Annotated in this window: 17 protein-coding genes; 2 read left to right on the top strand and 15 right to left on the bottom strand. The window is 66.8% G+C overall.

Annotated features, from left to right (window positions below; genetic code table 11):
- Window positions 1-10: 10 nt before the first annotated feature.
- The 4 genes from ispG to ndk are packed head-to-tail and all read right to left on the bottom strand — an operon-like array spanning window position 11 to window position 3,430.
- Entirely contained in the window at window positions 11-1,297 is a 1,287-nt protein-coding gene (ispG, locus tag AOZ49_RS27695) for a flavodoxin-dependent (E)-4-hydroxy-3-methylbut-2-enyl-diphosphate synthase (protein WP_054434282.1), read from the bottom strand.
- A gap of 15 nt (window positions 1,298-1,312) precedes the next feature.
- The gene (locus AOZ49_RS27690; protein ID WP_054434280.1) at window positions 1,313-1,813 is read right to left on the bottom strand and encodes a helix-turn-helix domain-containing protein; all 501 of its coding nucleotides are present in this window, start codon (window positions 1,811-1,813) and stop codon (window positions 1,313-1,315) included.
- Window positions 1,810-2,964, bottom strand: coding sequence for a dual-specificity RNA methyltransferase RlmN (rlmN, locus tag AOZ49_RS27685; protein ID WP_054478969.1), 1,155 nt, complete (start codon window positions 2,962-2,964; stop codon window positions 1,810-1,812). Before rlmN ends, AOZ49_RS27690 begins: the two co-directional genes overlap by 4 nt.
- Window positions 2,965-3,004: 40 nt before the next feature.
- Complete coding sequence (ndk, locus tag AOZ49_RS27680) at window positions 3,005-3,430, bottom strand: nucleoside-diphosphate kinase (RefSeq protein ID WP_006393972.1); 426 nt, start codon at window positions 3,428-3,430, stop codon at window positions 3,005-3,007.
- A 435-nt stretch (window positions 3,431-3,865) separates the two neighbouring features.
- Here ndk and AOZ49_RS27675 point away from each other — a divergent pair, with 435 nt between their 5' ends.
- The gene (locus tag AOZ49_RS27675; protein ID WP_054434274.1) at window positions 3,866-6,760 is read left to right on the top strand and encodes a valine--tRNA ligase; all 2,895 of its coding nucleotides are present in this window, start codon (window positions 3,866-3,868) and stop codon (window positions 6,758-6,760) included.
- Between the two features lie 100 nt (window positions 6,761-6,860).
- Here AOZ49_RS27675 and AOZ49_RS27670 read toward each other — a convergent pair whose 3' ends face one another.
- From AOZ49_RS27670 to rpsP, 8 genes are all read right to left on the bottom strand, one after another.
- Window positions 6,861-8,150: an NAD(P)/FAD-dependent oxidoreductase gene (locus tag AOZ49_RS27670; RefSeq protein ID WP_054478968.1), complete on the bottom strand. Its 1,290-nt coding sequence runs from the start codon at window positions 8,148-8,150 to the stop codon at window positions 6,861-6,863.
- Between the two features lie 9 nt (window positions 8,151-8,159).
- Window positions 8,160-8,891, bottom strand: a complete 732-nt coding sequence (locus AOZ49_RS27665) for an amino acid ABC transporter ATP-binding protein (protein WP_054434270.1) — start codon at window positions 8,889-8,891, stop codon at window positions 8,160-8,162.
- The gene (locus AOZ49_RS27660; protein WP_054417795.1) at window positions 8,888-9,541 is read right to left on the bottom strand and encodes an amino acid ABC transporter permease; all 654 of its coding nucleotides are present in this window, start codon (window positions 9,539-9,541) and stop codon (window positions 8,888-8,890) included. The genes AOZ49_RS27665 and AOZ49_RS27660 overlap by 4 nt, the downstream gene beginning before the upstream one ends.
- Before the next feature lie 119 nt (window positions 9,542-9,660).
- Window positions 9,661-10,413, bottom strand: coding sequence for an ABC transporter substrate-binding protein (locus AOZ49_RS27655; RefSeq protein ID WP_049075200.1), 753 nt, complete (start codon window positions 10,411-10,413; stop codon window positions 9,661-9,663).
- A gap of 90 nt (window positions 10,414-10,503) precedes the next feature.
- Window positions 10,504-11,178, bottom strand: a complete 675-nt coding sequence (locus AOZ49_RS27650; protein ID WP_054434268.1) for a helix-turn-helix domain-containing protein — start codon at window positions 11,176-11,178, stop codon at window positions 10,504-10,506.
- A gap of 254 nt (window positions 11,179-11,432) precedes the next feature.
- Entirely contained in the window at window positions 11,433-12,251 is an 819-nt protein-coding gene (trmD, locus tag AOZ49_RS27645; protein ID WP_054478966.1) for a tRNA (guanosine(37)-N1)-methyltransferase TrmD, read from the bottom strand.
- Complete coding sequence (gene rimM / locus AOZ49_RS27640) at window positions 12,251-12,868, bottom strand: ribosome maturation factor RimM (RefSeq protein WP_054478965.1); 618 nt, start codon at window positions 12,866-12,868, stop codon at window positions 12,251-12,253. Before rimM ends, trmD begins: the two co-directional genes overlap by 1 nt.
- A gap of 67 nt (window positions 12,869-12,935) precedes the next feature.
- Window positions 12,936-13,196 (bottom strand): 30S ribosomal protein S16, encoded by a 261-nt coding sequence (rpsP, locus tag AOZ49_RS27635; protein WP_006387841.1) that lies wholly within the window; start codon window positions 13,194-13,196, stop codon window positions 12,936-12,938.
- A gap of 491 nt (window positions 13,197-13,687) precedes the next feature.
- On the opposite strand from rpsP, the gene AOZ49_RS27630 reads away from it, so the two are divergent.
- Complete coding sequence (locus AOZ49_RS27630) at window positions 13,688-14,269, top strand: hypothetical protein (protein ID WP_054434262.1); 582 nt, start codon at window positions 13,688-13,690, stop codon at window positions 14,267-14,269.
- 83 nt (window positions 14,270-14,352) lie between these two features.
- Here the strand turns inward: AOZ49_RS27630 and AOZ49_RS27625 are convergent, their stop codons facing one another.
- From AOZ49_RS27625 to AOZ49_RS34045, 3 genes are read right to left on the bottom strand one after another with little or no spacing between them, the layout of a single operon-like run.
- The gene (locus AOZ49_RS27625; RefSeq protein ID WP_054478963.1) at window positions 14,353-14,622 is read right to left on the bottom strand and encodes a sulfurtransferase TusA family protein; all 270 of its coding nucleotides are present in this window, start codon (window positions 14,620-14,622) and stop codon (window positions 14,353-14,355) included.
- On the bottom strand, window positions 14,609-17,233 hold the full coding sequence (alaS, locus tag AOZ49_RS27620; RefSeq protein ID WP_054478962.1) for an alanine--tRNA ligase: 2,625 nt from the start codon (window positions 17,231-17,233) through the stop codon (window positions 14,609-14,611). Before alaS ends, AOZ49_RS27625 begins: the two co-directional genes overlap by 14 nt.
- 33 nt (window positions 17,234-17,266) lie before the next feature.
- The gene (locus AOZ49_RS34045) at window positions 17,267-17,482 is read right to left on the bottom strand and encodes a hypothetical protein (RefSeq protein ID WP_369815884.1); all 216 of its coding nucleotides are present in this window, start codon (window positions 17,480-17,482) and stop codon (window positions 17,267-17,269) included.
- Between the last annotated feature and the right edge of the window lie 189 nt (window positions 17,483-17,671).

Here is a 17,671-nt window from a genome sequence, read left to right as displayed (position 1 = left end):
CACCCTTTCTTTAATGAGAGGCGAGCGCGCCATAGCGGCGCGCCACGTAGTCTTCAACGATGGCCTGGAATTCTTCGGCGATATGGTCGCCCTTCAGGGTGACCGTGCGCTCGCCGTCGACGAACACCGGCGCGGCCGGCACCTCGCCGGTGCCCGGCAGGCTGATGCCGATATCCGCGTGGCGGCTTTCGCCAGGCCCGTTGACCACACAGCCCATGACCGCGACGTTCATGCTTTCGACGCCGGGGTACTGGGCGCGCCACACCGGCATCTGCCGGCGCAGGTAGGACTGGATGCTATCGGCCAATTCCTGGAAGAACGTGCTGCTGGTGCGGCCGCAACCGGGGCAGGCCACCACCATGGGCGTGAACGCGCGCAGGCCCATGGTCTGCAGGATTTCCTGCGCCACCACGGCTTCGCGGCCGCGGTCGCCGCCAGGTTCCGGCGTCAGCGAAATGCGGATGGTGTCGCCGATGCCCTGCTGCAGCAGCACGGCCAGCGCGGCGGTCGAGGCGACGATGCCCTTGCTGCCCATGCCGGCCTCGGTCAGGCCCAGATGCAGCGGATAGTCGCAACGCGCCGACAGGTCGCGGTAGACCGTGATCAGGTCCTGCACGTGGCTGACCTTGCACGACAGGATGATGGCGTCGCGGCGCAGGCCGAGTTCCTCGGCGCGCTGGGCGTTGGTGATGGCGGACACCACCAGCGCGTCGCGCATCACCGCCTGCGCTTCCCAGGGCTGGGCGCGGCGGCTGTTCTCGTCCATCTTGCGCGCCATCAGCTCGTGATCCAGGCTGCCCCAGTTCACGCCGATGCGCACCGGCTTGTCGTAGCGACAAGCCACCTCGATCATCTGGGCGAAGTTGTCGTCACGACGCTTGCCGCCGCCCATGTTGCCGGGGTTGATGCGGTACTTGGACAGCGCCTGGGCGCAGTCCGGAAATTGCGTCAGCAGCTTGTGGCCGTTGTAGTGGAAGTCGCCCACCAGCGGCACATCCACGCCCATGCGGTCGAGCTGCTCGCGGATCGCCATGACTTCCTTGGCGGCCTCGGGCGTATTGACGGTGATGCGCACCATCTCGGAACCGGCCAGCGCCAGTTCCTTGACCTGGATCGCCGTGGCGATGGCGTCGGCGGTGTCGGTGTTGGTCATGGACTGGACCACCACCGGCGCGTCGCCGCCGATCATGACCGTGCGGTCGCCCCACTTCACCGCCACCGAACGCGTGACGCGGCGGGAAGCCGCGCCCACTGAGGGCGGCGGCGCATCCTGGCAAGGCAGAGAGGAATCTTGCATCGGCTAAACCGGTATTTACTTGGACAGCTTGGGGAGCCAGTCGAACGCCAGCCATTGCTGCGGCAGCCAGCCCTGCCAGAAAGCGTAGGCGACACCGGCGGCCAGCACCAGAACGATGGCGATCAGCCAGCCCCAGGAGGTCGAGGACGCGCGATCGTCATCCGCGCTCGACTGGGGAATGGAGTGCGCGGAATGCAGCGCGCCCGGGCTCAGCTTGACCGGGCCGGTGACGCGGGCCTTGGGATCGAGCGAATCGACGATGGCCTGGGAATCGGCGCCCAGCATGCGGGCGTAATTGCGGATCAGACCACGCAGCGAGACGCCGGTGGGCAGCTCGCCCCACTGTTCGTTCTCGAGGGCCTCGATCTGCTTGGCCGAAAACTTGATGCGGCTGGACACTTCCTCGAGCGACCAGCCCTTGGACTGGCGCAGCGTGCGCAGCGCCGAGCCCACCTTGCCCGAACCCCCTGCGCCCGCGGGCGTTTCTGAAACTGCAGAAGCGATATCCTGCGTCATGCATGCACCTGTCTAATTGGTATGGTCTGGCGCTGCGCGGCGTTCCGTTCGGTAATCCGGGTACGGTCGCGCACTTCTCCGGCCAGTTGACCACAAGCGGCATCGATATCGTCCCCCCGGGTCTTGCGGACCGTCGTGATGATGCCGGCGTCCATCAGACGCTGGGCGAACACCTTGACGCGGGCCGTGGGCGAACGCTTCAGACCGGACGCGGGGAAGGGATTGAACGGGATCAGATTGAGCTTGCAGCGGATCTGGCGTGCGATGTTTATCAGTTCCTTGGCGTGCTGGTCGGTATCGTTGATGCCGTCCAGCATGCAGTATTCAAACGTGATGAAGTCGCGCGGCGCGAAAGCCAGGTAGCGTTCGCACGCGGCCAGCAACTCCCTCAACGGGTACTTCTTGTTCAGCGGCACCAGCTCGTCGCGCAGCGCGTCATTGGGCGCGTGCAGCGACACGGCCAGTGCCACCGGACAGTCCTGCGACAGACGGTCCATCATGGGCACCACGCCCGAGGTCGACACCGTGACGCGGCGCCGCGACAGGCCGTAGGCGTTGTCGTCGAGCATCAGACGCAGGGCCGGCAGAACCTGGTCGTAGTTGAGCAGGGGCTCGCCCATGCCCATCATGACCACGTTGCTGATGACGCGGGTGTCTTCGGTGGCGCGGGCGCTTTCCAGGCGCGCGGTGCCGATGTCGGCCTCCAGCACGCGCTTGGCCCACCACAGCTGGCCGATGATCTCGCTGGTCTTGAGGTTGCGGTTGAACCCCTGGTGCCCGGTCGAGCAGAAACGGCAGTTCACCACGCAGCCGGCCTGGCTGGAGATGCACAACGTGCCGCGGTCGTCTTCGGGGATGAAGACGGTTTCGATGGCGTTGCCCTGCCCCACGTCGAACAGCCACTTGCGGGTGCCGTCGGACGAGCGTTGCTCGGTGTTGACGGCCAGCGCCTCGATGACGCAACGCGACGCCAGCTGGCCGCGGAAATCGCGGGCCAGGTCGGTCATGGCGTCGAACGAATCGGCGCCGCGCTGGTGCATCCAGCGCTGCAGCTGACGGGCGCGAAACGGCTTGCCGCCCCACTGCCCGACGAGTTCGGACAGGGCGGAGCCATCCAGCCCCAGCAGATTGATTCGTTCGACGGATTCCATGACCTGGTATTGCTATGACGCTAAAACGATTTCCGGAAAATCAACGGCTGTGGATGTTGATTTCGGGGAAGAAGAAAGCCACTTCGACAGCGGCCGTTTCCGGCGCGTCCGAGCCGTGCACGGCGTTGGCGTCGATGCTGTCGGCGAAGTCGGCGCGGATCGTGCCCGGGGCGGCCTTCTTGGGGTCGGTGGCGCCCATCAGGTCGCGGTTCTTCAGGATGGCGTCCTCGCCTTCCAGCACTTGCACGAACACGGGACCGGAGATCATGAAGTCAACCAGGTCCTTGAAGAAGGGGCGTTCCTTGTGCACGGCGTAGAAACGCTCGGCGTCGGCGCGCGACAGCTGGGCCAGGCGGGCGGCGATGACCTTCAGGCCGGCTTGTTCGAAACGGCCGACGATCTGGCCGATGACGTTCTTGGCGACGGCGTCGGGCTTGATGATCGAGAGGGTACGTTGGATGGACATGAAAAACTCCGAAAACGGATTGCTGACTGGTTTCTATGATTGCCTGGCGTGGCCTGCGCTCGTTGGTGTCACCCTTCAAGCGGCATCGCGCCATGGGCGCGCAAGCGGCTCGGAACAGCTGCGTTGACAGCGCGTTCCGGGCCGTCCCGGCCGCCTGTGCCAAGGCGGGGATTCGACACTGCCTACCCTTCGGAGTGATCCCGGGGTTGCCCCCGGGGCCGTCCCGCCTCGAGTGCTTCGCTCGGTTCATTGTGCTGAAATTCGCAGCGTTTTTTCAATGAACTTTTGGCGAAACCTCAATGAATTCAGGGACTTCTAAAAGGTTTACAGTAACCCGGTATTCTAACACGCCGATACGACCGCATTACATCTTAAAATGAGCGGTTTGCTTGCCCGTTTTCATCGACCGGGCGCCCTGTCTGCCGGAACCCTGTAATGACTCAAGCCGCTCCCCCGAACGCCGCGCCCGCCGCGACCGACTCCCCGGAACTCTCCAAGAGCTTCGAACCCGCCGAACTCGAATCCCGCTGGTACGCCGAGTGGGACAAGCGCGGCTACTTCGCCGCGGGGTCGCACGTAAAAACGGGGACGGAATCGCAACCCTACGTCATCCAGTTCCCGCCGCCCAACGTGACGGGCACGCTGCACATGGGCCACGCGTTCAACCAGACCATCATGGATGGCCTGATCCGCTACCACCGCATGCTGGGCGACGACACCGTCTTCATTCCGGGGACGGACCACGCCGGCATCGCCACGCAGATCGTGGTTGAAAGACAGCTCGACGCCCAGAAGGTTTCGCGCCACGACCTCGGCCGCGAGAAATTCCTCGAGAAAGTGTGGGAATGGAAGGAAAAGTCGGGCAGCGCCATCACCGGCCAGGTGCGCCGGCTGGGCGCCTCGGCCGACTGGCCGCGCGAATACTTCACCATGGACGAACGCATGTCGCGCGGCGTGGTTGAGACCTTCGTGCGCCTGCATAAACAGGGCCTGATCTACCGCGGCAAGCGCCTGGTCAACTGGGACCCCAAGCTGCTGACGGCGGTGTCCGACCTGGAAGTCCTGTCGGAAGAGACCGACGGCCACATGTGGCACATCCTCTACCCCTTCGTCGACGGTCCGCAGACCATCGTCGACAAGGACGGCCAGACGGTCACCCTGCGCGGCATGACCATCGCCACCACCCGCCCCGAGACCATGCTGGCCGACGGCGCGCTGTGCGTGCACCCCGAAGACCCGCGCTACAAGCACCTGGTCGGCAAGGAAGTCGAACTGCCGCTGTGCGACCGCAACATCCCCATCATCGCGGATGACTTCGTCGACCCCGAATTCGGCACCGGCTGCGTCAAGATCACCGGCGCGCACGACTTCAACGACTACGCCTGCGCGATGCGCCACGACCTGCCGCTGATCGTGATCTTCACGCTCGACGCGCACATCAACGAGAACGGCCCCAAGCAGTTCCAGGGCATGGAGCGCTACGAGGCCCGCAAGGCCGTGGTCGCCCAGCTGGAAGCCGAGGGCTACCTGGTCAAGGTCGAGCCGCACAAGATGATGCAGCCCAAGGGCGACCGCACCGGCGTCGTGCTCGAGCCCATGCTGACCGACCAGTGGTTCGTCGCCATGAGCAAGCCGGCCCCCGAGGGCACGCTCAACCCGGGCAAGAGCATCACCGAAGTGGCGCTGGAAGTCGTGGCCGACGGCCGCATCCAGTTCTACCCGGACAACTGGACCACCATCTACAACCAGTGGCTCAACAACATCCAGGACTGGTGCATTTCGCGCCAGCTGTGGTGGGGCCACCAGATTCCCGCGTGGTACGCGGAAGACGGCCAGGTGTTCGTCGCCCACGACGAAGCCGAAGCCATCCAGCAGGCCCGCGCCGCCGGCGTCACCGGCGAGCTCAAGCGCGATCCGGACGTGCTCGACACCTGGTTCTCGTCGGGCCTGGCGCCCTTCACCACGCTCGGCTGGCCCGACAAGACGCCCGACCTGGAACGTTACCTGCCGTCCAGCGTGCTGGTCACCGGTTTCGACATCATCTTCTTCTGGGTCGCGCGCATGGTCATGCTGACCACGCACCTGACCGGCCAGATCCCGTTCAAGCACGTCTACATGCACGGTCTGATCCGCGACGCCGACGGCCAGAAGATGAGCAAGTCCAAGGGCAACACGCTCGATCCGATCGACCTGATCGACGGCATCGACCTGGAAGGCCTGGTGGCCAAGCGCACCTACGGCCTGATGAACCCCAAGCAGGCCGGCGCCATCGAGAAGGCCACGCGCCGCCAGTACCCGGACGGCATCCCCGCCTTCGGCGCCGACGCGCTGCGCTTCACCATGGCCGCCTACGCGACCCTGGGCCGCAACATCAACTTCGACCTGAAGCGTTGCGAGGGCTACCGCAACTTCTGCAACAAGCTCTGGAACGCCACCCGTTTCGTGCTGATGAACACCGAAGGCCACGACCTGACCGGTCCGGACGCGGGCGAAACCTCGTTCGTCGACCGCTGGATCGTCAGCCAGCTGCAGGCGCTGGAAGCCGACGTGGCGCGCGGCTTTGCCGACTACCGCTTCGACAACATCGCCAACGCGCTGTACCGCTACGTCTGGGATGAATACTGCGACTGGTACCTGGAACTGGCCAAGGTGCAGATCCAGACCGGCACGCCGGCCCAGCAACTGGGCACGCGCCGCACGCTGATCCGCGTGCTCGAAGGCGTGCTGCGCCTGGCCCACCCGATCATTCCGTTCATCACGGAAGAACTGTGGCAGAAGGTCTCGGTGGTGGCCGGCAAGCGCCAGGAAGGCGTGGCCGACAGCGTCAGCGTGCAGCCGTTCCCGCAGGCCAACCCGGCCGCCGTGGACACCGCCGCCGAAGCCGACGTGGCCGAGCTCAAGGCCCAGGTCGAGGCCGTGCGCGCCCTGCGCGGCGAGATGAACCTGTCGCCGGCCCAGAAGGTGCCGCTGTGCGCCCAGGGCGATGCGCCCACGCTGACGCGCAACGCCCCCTACCTGGCCGCGCTGGCCAAGCTCAGCCAGGTCGACGTGCTGGACGTCCTGCCCGACGCCGGCGCGCCGGTGCAGGTGGTCGGCGCCAGCCGCCTGATGCTGCACGTCGAGATCGACGTCGCCGCCGAACGCGTGCGCCTGGACAAGGAAATCGCGCGCCTGGAAGGCGAGATCGCCAAGGCCAACGGCAAGCTGTCCAACGCCAGCTTCGTCGAACGCGCCCCGGCCGCCGTGGTCGAGCAGGAAAAGGCCCGCGTGGCGCAGTTCGGCGAGACGCTGCAGAAGGTGCGCGAACAGCGCGGCAAGCTGGGCAATTGATCGCCTGACCCGCCGCACGCAAAAAGCCCCGGACAGGTCCGGGGCTTTTTTTCGCGGGCATCTTGCCGATGCGCATCGCGTCGGCGGGTATCGCGCCGGCCTACACGCCGCCGTCCGTCATGCGGTACCACGTGACCACCGCATTGACGTACAGGCGCCGCAACCCATGCAGCGGGAACGACCTCACCGGCGACAGCGGCACCGGCAGCGCCTTGGCGTCGCCGCTGACGAGGTATTGCGCCATGGCGCGGCCCATGCTGGTCTGCAGGCCCACGCCGCGCCCCTGGCAGCCGATGTCCACCAGCAGGCCGGGCTGCGGCTCGTGCAGGTGCGGCAGGTAGTCGCGGGTGATGGCCACGCGGCCGCACCAGCGATACTCGAACGGCGTGCCGGCCACCTGCGGGAACATCTTCACCATGACGCGCTCCAGGTGAGCCCAGTCCTGCGGCCCCTTGGGCTCGCGGAACGGCCCGCGCCCGCCCATCAGCAGGCGGCCCTGGTGGTCCAGCCGGAAATAGAGCAGCAGGTTGCGGGTGTCGGAGGTGACCTGTCCTTCCGGAAAGATGCCCGCGCGCAGGCGCTCCGGCAGCGGCGTGGTGGCGACCTGGAAGGTGTTGGCGTCGATGATCGAGGTCTTCAGGCCTGGCAGCAGGTCGGCGCCGTAGGCATTGGTGCACATCACCACGCGGTCGGCGGTCACGCTGGCGCCGCCGGCGGTGGTGGCGGTCCACTTGCCGCCGTCGCGCTTGAGCCCGGTGACGGGCGTGTCGGTGTGGATCACCGCCCCCGCGTTCAAGGCGGCCCGCGCCAGGCCGCGCGCATAGCTCAGCGGCTGCACCGCGCCCGCGCGCCGGTCGATCCAGCCGCCCAGATAGCGATCGGTGCCGATCAGGCGCGCCACCTCCGCCTTGTCCAGCGGTTGCGCGTCGGCGCCATGGCGCGCCCATTGCGCGGCGCGGGCGTGCGCCAGTTCCAGCGCCGCGGGGGTGTGTGCGCCCTGGATCCAGCCGCTGCGCACGTGCGGCACGTCCATTGCGTGCCGCTCGATCAGGTTGAACACCGAATCGGCGGTGGCGCCGGCGAAGCGCACCAGGCGCTCACCGCGCTCGCCGCCGAACATCGACACCAGCGCATCGGGATCGTATTTGAGGCCGGGAATGACCTGGCCGCCGTTGCGACCCGAGCCGCCGAAGCCGATCTCGCGCGCCTCCAGCAGCACCACCCGCACGCCCTGCTCGGCCAGGTGCAGCGCGGTGCTCAGGCCGGCATAGCCGCCGCCCACCACCAGCACGTCGGCCTGCGCGGACTGCGTCAGCGGCTGCGCGTCCGGCGGCGGCGCCGCGGTGGCGGCCCAGAGCGACGGGGAAAGTGGAAACGGCGTCTGCGACATGATGGTTCCTCACATGGGATGCAGCACGCGGCGCAGGAAATCCTGCGTGCGCGGGTGCTGCGGGTGATTCAGCACTTCACGGGCGGCGCCCTGCTCCACCATCACGCCACCGTCAAAGAACATGACGCGATCGGCGACCTCGCGCGCGAAGCTCATCTCGTGCGTCACGACGACCATGGTCATGCCGGCCTCGGCCAGCTTGCGCATCACGCCCAGCACGTCGCCCACCAGTTCGGGGTCGAGCGCCGAGGTCGGTTCGTCGAACAGGATCGCCTTCGGCTGCATCGCCAGCGCCCGAGCGATCGCCACGCGCTGCTGCTGGCCGCCGGACAACTGCGGCGGATGGGCGTCGGCCTTGTCGGCCAGGCCGACGCTGGCGAGCAATTCACGGCCGCGTTCGAACGCTTGCGCGCGCGGCTCGCCCTTCACGTAGATCGGCCCTTCCACCACGTTTTCCAGCGCGGTGCGGTGCGGGAACAGGTTGAAGCGCTGGAACACCATCGCCACCTGCGTGCGGATGGAAACGATGGAGGCCGCATCGCAGTCCACCAGCTCGCCATCCACGGTGATGCGGCCGGCGTTGTAGCGTTCCAGCCCGTTGATGCAGCGCAGGATGGTGGACTTGCCCGAGCCGGACGGCCCGATCACGCACACGACCTCGCCCTTGCTGACCTCGGCATCGATGCCCTTGAGCACCTCCAGCGACCCGAAGCTCTTGCGCACGCCCTTGAGTTCGATCATTTGGCGGCACTCCTCTTTTCCAGATGCCGCACCAGCAGGATCAGCGGCACGCACATCACCAGATACATCAGCGCCACCAGCGAGAACACGGTGGCGTTCTTGAACGTCGACACGGCGATCAGCTTGCCCTGCAGGGCGAGCTCGGCCACCGTGATGGTGGAGGCCTGCGACGAGTCCTTGAGCATCATGATCATGATGTTGCCGTAGGGCGGCAGCACGATCTTGACGGCCTGCGGCAGCACCACGCGGCGCATGGTCATGCTCCAGCTCATGCCCATCGCCATGGCCGCCTCGATCTGGCCGCGGTCGATGGCCTCGATGCCGGCGCGGAAGTTCTCGGCCTGGTAGGCCGAGTAGGCAATGCCCAGGCCGATGATCGCGGCCTGCACCGCCGTCAGCGCGATGCCCATGTCCGGCATCACGAAGTAGATGTAGAACAGCAGCACGATGATCGGGATGCCGCGCAGCAGGTTGATCACGCCCGCGCTGAACTTGGACAGGTATTTGTTGCCGGAGACCCGCATCAGCGCCCACACCAGTCCCAACACCGTGGACAGGACCAGCGACCCGAGCGTCACCAGGATGGTGAGCTTGGCCCCCTGCAACAGGATCGGCAGGTATTCCGCCGCGTCTTTGAAGAATTCCGTCATGACTCGATTCACCCCAACTGGGCCGCCTCCGGAAACCCGGGTCGCGGCCGGTCCGCGCGCCAGGGCGCGCAGTCCGGGCGGACGCCTGTCGCGGCGCCGCGCCCGCCATCAAACGGGCGTCAGCCGCCCAGCCCCCACTTCTTCAGGATCTGGTCGATGGCGCCATCGGCCTTCAGCTTGGCCAGCGCCTTGTTGATGCGTTCGAGCAAGGCGGTATCGTCCTTGCGCGTGGCCAGGCCCAGGCTGCCCATGACGGTGGGCTGGTAGGACTGCGCCATCTTCAGGTTGGGATAATTGCCCTGGGTCAGGATGTACGCGGCGATCGGGTAGTCCATGAAGCCGCCCTGGATGCGGCCGGCATTGGCGTCGCGCATCATGTCCGGCGGGTTGTCGTAGAGCTTCACTTCCTTGAACACGCCGCTCTTCTGGATCGGCTCGACGAAGGCGGTGCCGACCTGCACGCCGACCGTCATGCCCTGCATGTCGGCGAAGGACTTGTATTCCTTGTTGTCGCTCTTGAGCACCATCAGGCCTTCGCCATAGCGATAGACCGGCTCCGAGAAACTCACTACCTGCTGGCGCTGCGGCGTGATGAACATGGCCGCCGAGACGATGTCGATGCGCTTGGAGGTCAGCGAGCCGATCAGCGCTGAAAACGCCATGGGTTCGATCTGCACCTCGAAACCGGCCTCCTTGCCGACCGCCTTGACGATGTCGACCATCACCCCCTCGATGGAATTGGTCTTGGTGTCGAGAAAGGTGAACGGACTGCCGGTGGGCGTGGACCCCACCTTCAACACCGTCTGGGCCTGCGCGGCCGTGGCCGTGGACAATGCTGCGAATACAGAGACAACCAGAGTCTTGAATTTCATGACATTTCCTCATCTAGGCAAAGAGTTCCGGAACGTGCCCGGAAGGCGGATGATCCCCAGTGTCATCGCGCCCATTCACTGCCCGCGCGCTCAAGGCGGCGGTTGCGTCACATCCCCCGCGGCTTGATTGATATTCGAGATGGCCCAGATGACCTCGGTCGCCTGCAAGCCGGGATTGCGCCAGCGCCGCGGCGTGCTGCTGGCATAGCAGAAGCTGTCGCCTTCCTTGAGCAGCACGACGCGGTCGCCCACCCAGAGTTCGAGCGTGCCCTTGAGCACCACGCCGATCTGCTCGCCCTGCCCGGTCACGAACAGCTCGTTGCCGGTCGAGCCGCCAGGCTCGATGGTGGCGCGGCACAGGTCCATGCTGCGGCACGCGGGCGGCGTGTACATCTCCTTGACGATGCCCTTCTCGCGCAGGTCGATGTAGCGGTGCGTGCCGGCGCGGGCGACGCGGCCGCCGTCCTCGCCTTCGGTGTGTTCGGCGTTGCGCAGCAAGGCGTTGACCGACACCCCGAACTCGCGCGCCAGCTGGTGCAGCGTCTTGACCGACGCCGAGCTCAGGCCGCGCTCGATCTGGCTTAGCAGGCCCACCGACATGGCGCAGGCCTGCGCCACGTCCGCCAGTGAGCGGCCGTGCTGCTTGCGCAATTGGCGCAGTTGCTGGCCCAGCCACATGTCGACGGCGGATTCGGGACGGCCCGCCGCCAGCGCTGGCCTGGACAGCGCGTCGGCATCACGCGGCACGGGAGAGGATCGGCTCATATGAAAATTTCATTTTTATGTAATTTTCAATACTAAGGAGCGAGGCGAGCCGCTACAACCTAGGAGCATCCCTAGGCCGCCTGGGTCCTGGAAAAAGGGAAAAGACTTGCGGACAAGGTCCGCACGACGGATGGCAAGACGGCGGGAGGCGCTCTTGGAACCTGGACAGATAGGGGCGGTCGCGGACTATCGCGCGCCGGATCGAAGCGCGGGATTTGCGGCCTGGCGCGAAGCCGGCAGATGCGCCGGCCGGCTCAGGAAGCCTTGGGTTTGGATCCGCGGCGGCGCTTGGCGGGCAGCGGCGGCAACGGCTCGCCGGCCAGCTCGGCCAGAAAGCGCTCGTCGGCCAGCGACAGCCAGCCCTGGGCGCGGGCCGATGCGATCAGCTCGGGACGCCGCGCAACGGTCAATGCCAGCGAGCGTTCCCGGCGCCAGCGCGAGATGTTGGCGTGGTGGCCGCTGAGCAGCGGCGCCGGCACGGGCGCGCCCTCGTAGACTTCGGGGCGCGTGTAATGCGGGCTGTCCAGCAGGCCGGACAGCGTGTCGTTGAAGGAGTCCTGCAGCGCGGAGTCGCCGTCGTTCAGCACGCCCGGCAACAGGCGCACCGCGGCGTCGATCACGGCGAGCGCCGCGATCTCACCGCCGGACAACACGAAGTCGCCCAGCGAGATTTCGTGCGTGACGCAGCGCTCGATGAAGCGCTGGTCGACGCCTTCGTAGCGACCGCAGATGAGAATCAGGCCGTCGCTAGCGGCCAGCGCCTCGGCGCCGGCCTGGTCGTAACGCTTGCCCACGGGCGCGAGCAGCGCCACCGGGGCCGGTCCCAGGCCTTGGGCCGCGCGCGCCGCCTGGGCGGCATTGACGGCGGCTTCCAGCGGAGCCGCCATCATCACCATGCCGGGGCCGCCGCCATAAGGGCGGTCGTCCACGGTACGGTGGGGATCACTGGTGAAATCACGCGGATTCCAGGCATGCAGGGCCCACCGCCCCTGGGCATGGGCCCGGCCGGTGACGCCCAGGTCGCACACCACCCCGAACATCTCGGGAAAGAGTGTCACGACATCAATGCGCATCAGAGATCCGCGGGCCAGTCGCTATCGATGCGGCGCGCGGCCAGATCGACGGCTTGGATGTGCGCGCGCACGAACGGAACGAGCATTTCGGCGGGCTTTCCCTTGGCGTTCAGGATAGGTTCGGGGCCGTCGGCTCCGACCTTCTGGCACAAGACTTTCAAGACGGCGTGAGCGCCGTTATCCAGGACCTCGTCCACCACGCCGATGAGCGCGGCGTCGCCATTCGCCGTGGTGTACAGCGAACAGCCAATGAGATCGACCCAGTAGTATTCGTCTTCTTCGGGCGCGGGGAAGGAACCCCGCGGCGCCTGCACGGAAAAACCGCGCAGCGCTTCGGCCTGGTCACGGTCGGCGATGCCGGCCAGCTGGGCCACCACGGTGGCCCCCTGCGAACGGACTTGCACGACCTTGTATGCGACAGGCGCAGACGCGACAGCGCCCCGCGCCAATTCAGGCACAGGGCGAGTCAACCACCATTGAGAAGCTGAGAGCAGCACTTCGGCATTGGCCGAATGCGGCTGCACCTTGACCCAGCCTTTCACACCGTAGGCCGCACTGATGCGACCCAGCTCGATCAAGTCCGCAGGCGCCGCGTTGGAATGTGCGGCATCAGACATGTATCGGGCTATCGGTTTCGTACAGCGTAGCTAGAAACTAGCAGGGTTCAGGCGTGCGACGCGGGCATTAAGCCGCGGCGGAAACCTTGGCCGAGTAGTCCTTGACCAGGCGCTCGACGGCCGGCGACAGCTGGGCGCCGTTGCTGGTCCAGTGTTGCACGCGATCCAGCGCGATGCGCAGGTTTTCCGCGCCTTCGTTGCCGACGGGGTTGTAGAAACCCACGCGCTCGATGAAACGGCCGTCGCGACGGTTACGCGAATCGGTGGCCACCAGGTTGTAGAACGGACGCTTCTTGGACCCACCGCGGGCCAGGCGAATCACCACCATAGGTAATCCCTTGAATTAGTTGTGAAAAACGGGAAATTCTAGCACTTAAACAAGCCGGCTGGCAAATGCCCGTGCTGAATATCGGGAGACGCGGCGTGATTTATACGCGAAAACACCACATATGCACCACATACGGGTATTCTACAAAATCCGGGCCGGAGCCCGCCGCAGACAGAGTGTAGCCCGTCACGGGCCGCTGTGCCGCGCCGAGGCGCAGGAAGATCGCCCGGCGGCGTTTCCATCCGGAACGCGCCGCCGGACCGGCGCCCTTGGCAAGTGCGTGTGAAGCATTTCCCCGATTGGAGAGATCGGAATGTCATCCTGCGCCACATCCGCAAGCCCGCCTCCCCTGGCCGCGCCGCAACGGCGCCGCCCTTCTCCGCCCTCGCGTCCCCCGCGCCTGCGCAAACGTCCCCGGTTTCTCGGCGACTGATCGCACCCCTTTTTTCCCGCGTTTTCCCCCAACTTCCTCTACCGGAGGGTGCTGCACCATGAAGAACCGTAAAACTGTCTTCACCCCTGTCGCGCGCCTGGCGGCAACAGGGCTGCTGGCGGGCATGCTGGCGCTGCCGATGGCAGCCCAGGCCCGGGTGGTCGGCGCCGCGCTGACCACCGCCACCGGCAAGGTCACCGCGGTGGACCCCGCCACCCGCACCATCACCCTGCAGGGCGCCAATGGCAATGTGGTGGATGTCCAGGCGGGCCCGGAAGTGCGCAATTTCAAGCAGATCAAGCCGGGCGACTCGCTGACGCTGGACTATTACGAGTCGGTGGCCGTCGATGTGCGCCCGGCCGGCTCGGGCGCCCCCGAAGTGGTCACCCAGACCGCTGGCACGCGCAGCGCCAAGGGAGCCAAGCCGGGCGGCGCGGTCGGGCGGCAGACCACCATCACCGCCGAGATCTGGCACATCAACAAGAGCGCCAATCTCGTCACCCTGAAGGGCCCGCAGGGCGCGCTGCGCACGATCCAGGTGCAGGATCCGGCAATGCAGGCGCGCCTGGCGAAACTGAAGGAAGGCGATCTGGTGGACTTCACCATCACGCAGGCGGTGGCGGCGGCCATCCATAAATAGACGGCGCGGCGCGCAGACGCGCGCCATCGCGCCAAACAAAAAGGCCAGCCCGGAAAGGCTGGCCTTTTTCATGGAGCGCCGGATCAGCGGCGGCGCAGGTAATGCACGCCGCGGCCATCGGCCTCGTGTTGCGCGACCAGCACGTTGCCGGTCTGGCGGGCGAACGCCTGGAAGTCGCGGATGGCGTTGCGGTCGGTGGTCAGGACGCGCAGCACCTGGCCGCTTTCCATCTGCGCCAGGGCCTTCTTGGCGCGCAGGATCGGCAACGGGCAGGTCAGGCCGCTGGCGTCGACGTCCTGGTCGAAGGACGGCGCCGGCACGGCCGGCGCGGTGTCCAGATCAGAGGCGCTCATCGACCCACTTCTGCACGCTGGCGATCGCGGCGGGCAATGCCGCCAGATCGGTGCCGCCGCCCATGGCCATGTCCGGACGGCCGCCGCCCTTGCCGCCCACCTGGCTGGCGACGAAGCCCACTAGGTCGCCGGCCTTGATGCGGTTGGTCAGGTCGGCCGTGACGCCGCCGACGACGCTGATCTTGCCATCGGCCGAGCCGGTGGCCAGCAGCACCACGGCGGGCTTGAGGCGGTCCTTCAGGTTGTCGACCATGCCGCGCAGGGCCTTGGGATCGACGTCGCCGATGCTGGCGGCCAGCAGCTTGATGCCCTTGACCTCGACGGCCGCGGAGCTGGCCAGGTCGTTGCCGGCGCTGGCGGCGAGCTTGCTGCGCGACTGCTCCAGGTCTTTTTCGAGCAGCTTGACCTGGTCCTGCACCTGCGAGATGCGGGCCGGCAGGTCGGCGGGCGTGCTGCGCAGCATGCCGGCCACCTGGGCCAGCAAGGCGCTCTGGTTCTGCACCCAGGCCAGGGCGTTGTCGCCCGTGATGGCTTCGATACGGCGCACGCCGGCGGCCACGCCGCCTTCGGACACGATCTTGAACAGGCCGATGTCGCCGGTGCGGCCGACGTGGGTGCCGCCGCACAGTTCGCGCGAGAAGCCGATGTCGAGCACGCGCACGGTGTCGCCGTACTTTTCGCCGAACAGCGCCATGGCGCCGCCCTTGACGGCGTCATCGTAGGCCATGACCTGGGCCACGGTGGGCTGGTTGGCGAGGATCTCGGCGTTGACGATGGCCTCGACGCGGGCGATCTGCTCGGCCGTCAGGGGCGCGTCCTGCGCGAAGTCGAAACGGGTCTTGTCGGGATCGACCAGCGAGCCGCGCTGCTGCACGCGCGCGCCCAGCACCTGGCGCAGGGCCTTGTGCATCAGGTGGGTGGCCGAGTGGTTGCGCACGGTGCGGGCGCGGCGCACCGCGTCCACGCGCGCCAGCACGGTGTCGCCCACCGCCAGCTTGCCCTCTTCGAGCGTGCCGTGATGGCCGAACACGCCCGATTGGATCTTGAGCGTGTCGCCCACGGCGAAGCGCACGCCGGCGGCCTCGAGCAGGCCAGTGTCGCCGACCTGGCCGCCGGACTCGGCGTAGAACGGGGTGGCGTCCAGCACCACCACGGCGCTCTGGCCGGCCTGCACCTGTTGCACCTGGGTGCCGTCGACGTACAGGGCCGTGACCTTGACGTTGTCGAGTTCGAGCTTCTCGTAGCCCTCGAAGCGCGTTTCCGCGCCTTCGTAGCTCAGGCCCTCGGCCATCTTGAACTTGCCGGCGGCGCGCGCCTGGTCGCGTTGGCGTTCCATGGCGACTTCGAAGCCGGCCATGTCGACGTCGACTTCGCGTTCGCGGCAGATGTCGGCGGTCAGGTCGACCAGGAAGCCGTAGGTGTCGTACAGCGTGAACAGCGTGGTGCCGTCCAGCTGGCCGCCCTTGGGCACGTTGGCCAGCGCGCCGTCGAGGATGCGCATGCCGTGTTCCAGCGTTTCGCCGAAGCGTTCTTCTTCCTGCTTGAGCACCTGCGCCACGCGCTCGGCGGTGGCGGCCAGCTCGGGATAGGCCTCGCCCATCTCGGCGACCAGGTCGGGCACCAGGCGGTGGAAGAACGGCTTGGTCTGGCCCAGCTTGTAGCCATGGCGCAGCGCGCGGCGCACGATGCGGCGCAGCACGTAGCCGCGGCCTTCGTTGCTGGGGATGACGCCGTCGACGATCAGGAACGAGCAGGCGCGGATGTGGTCGGCGATGACCTTGAGCGAATTGTTTTCCAGGTCCTTGATGCCGGTTTCGCGCGCGGCGGCGGCGATCAGGTGCTGGAACAGGTCGATTTCGTAGTTGGAGTGGACGTGCTGCAGCACGGCCGCGATGCGCTCCAGGCCCATGCCGGTATCGACACAGGGGCGCGGCAGGCGCGGCATGTTGCCGGCGGCGTCGCGCTCGAACTGCATGAACACCAGGTTCCAGATCTCGATGTAGCGGTCGCCGTCTTCCTCGGGCGATCCCGGGGGGCCGCCCCAGATCTCGGGGCCGTGGTCATAGAAGATTTCCGAGCACGGGCCGCAGGGACCGGTGTCGGCCATCTGCCAGAAGTTGTCCGACGCGTAGCGGGCGCCCTTGTTGTCGCCGATGCGGATGATGCGCTCGGTCGGCACGCCGACTTCCTTGGCCCAGATGTCATAGGCCTCGTCGTCTTCCTGGTAGACGGTGACCCAGAGCTTGTCGGCGGGCAGCTTGTAGACCTGCGTCAGCAGTTCCCAGGCGTACTGGATGGCGTCGCGCTTGAAGTAGTCGCCGAAGCTGAAATTGCCCAGCATTTCGAAGAACGTATGGTGGCGGGCGGTGTAGCCCACGTTCTCCAGGTCGTTGTGCTTGCCGCCGGCGCGCACGCTGCGCTGCGACGACGTGGCGCGCGTGTACGACCGCGATTCCTTGCCCGTGAAGACGTCCTTGAACTGGACCATGCCCGAATTGGTGAAAAGCAGGGTCGGATCGTTGCCCGGCACGAGCGACGACGAAGGGACGATGGTGTGTCCCTTGGACTTGAAGAATTGCAGGAACTGCTGGCGAATCTCGGAGGATTTCATCGTGGATGAAGCAGAATTTAGGCGAATCTTTGATTATAGAGGGTTGTCGGCGCCTTGCACCGTCGGGGACGACCCGCAGGCGCCGCGGCCTTCCCGAGGCAGGCACGACGCGCGGCGCGCCCGCGCCGCCAGGCGGCCGCCGCGGAACGCCAGGCCGTCCCAGCGGCCGGCCAGCACCACGTAGGGATCGCGCCGCGCATAAGGCAGGACCCGCTCGCCGGCGGCATCGACGCCAAAAATGGCCGGCACCGGCTGGCCCCGGCCAGGCCCGCCAGCCCCGCCGCCAGGAAGAATCTTCGTATCATCCGCGCCACCTTCGCAAAGACGGCGGCCCGGAAGCGGGCCGCAACGCCATCATGGTGCAGGCGCGCGGGCAATCCTCACAGATCGGCATGTACGCAGGGAGCAATCGATCCCGCTCACGCCGGCGCCACGCAA

This window comes from Achromobacter sp. 2789STDY5608615, assembly GCF_001298995.1.
GTDB lineage: Bacteria > Pseudomonadota > Gammaproteobacteria > Burkholderiales > Burkholderiaceae_B > Achromobacter > Achromobacter insuavis.
Note: the sequence above shows the minus strand (reverse complement) of the source record. Positions and strands in the feature narration are given on the sequence as shown.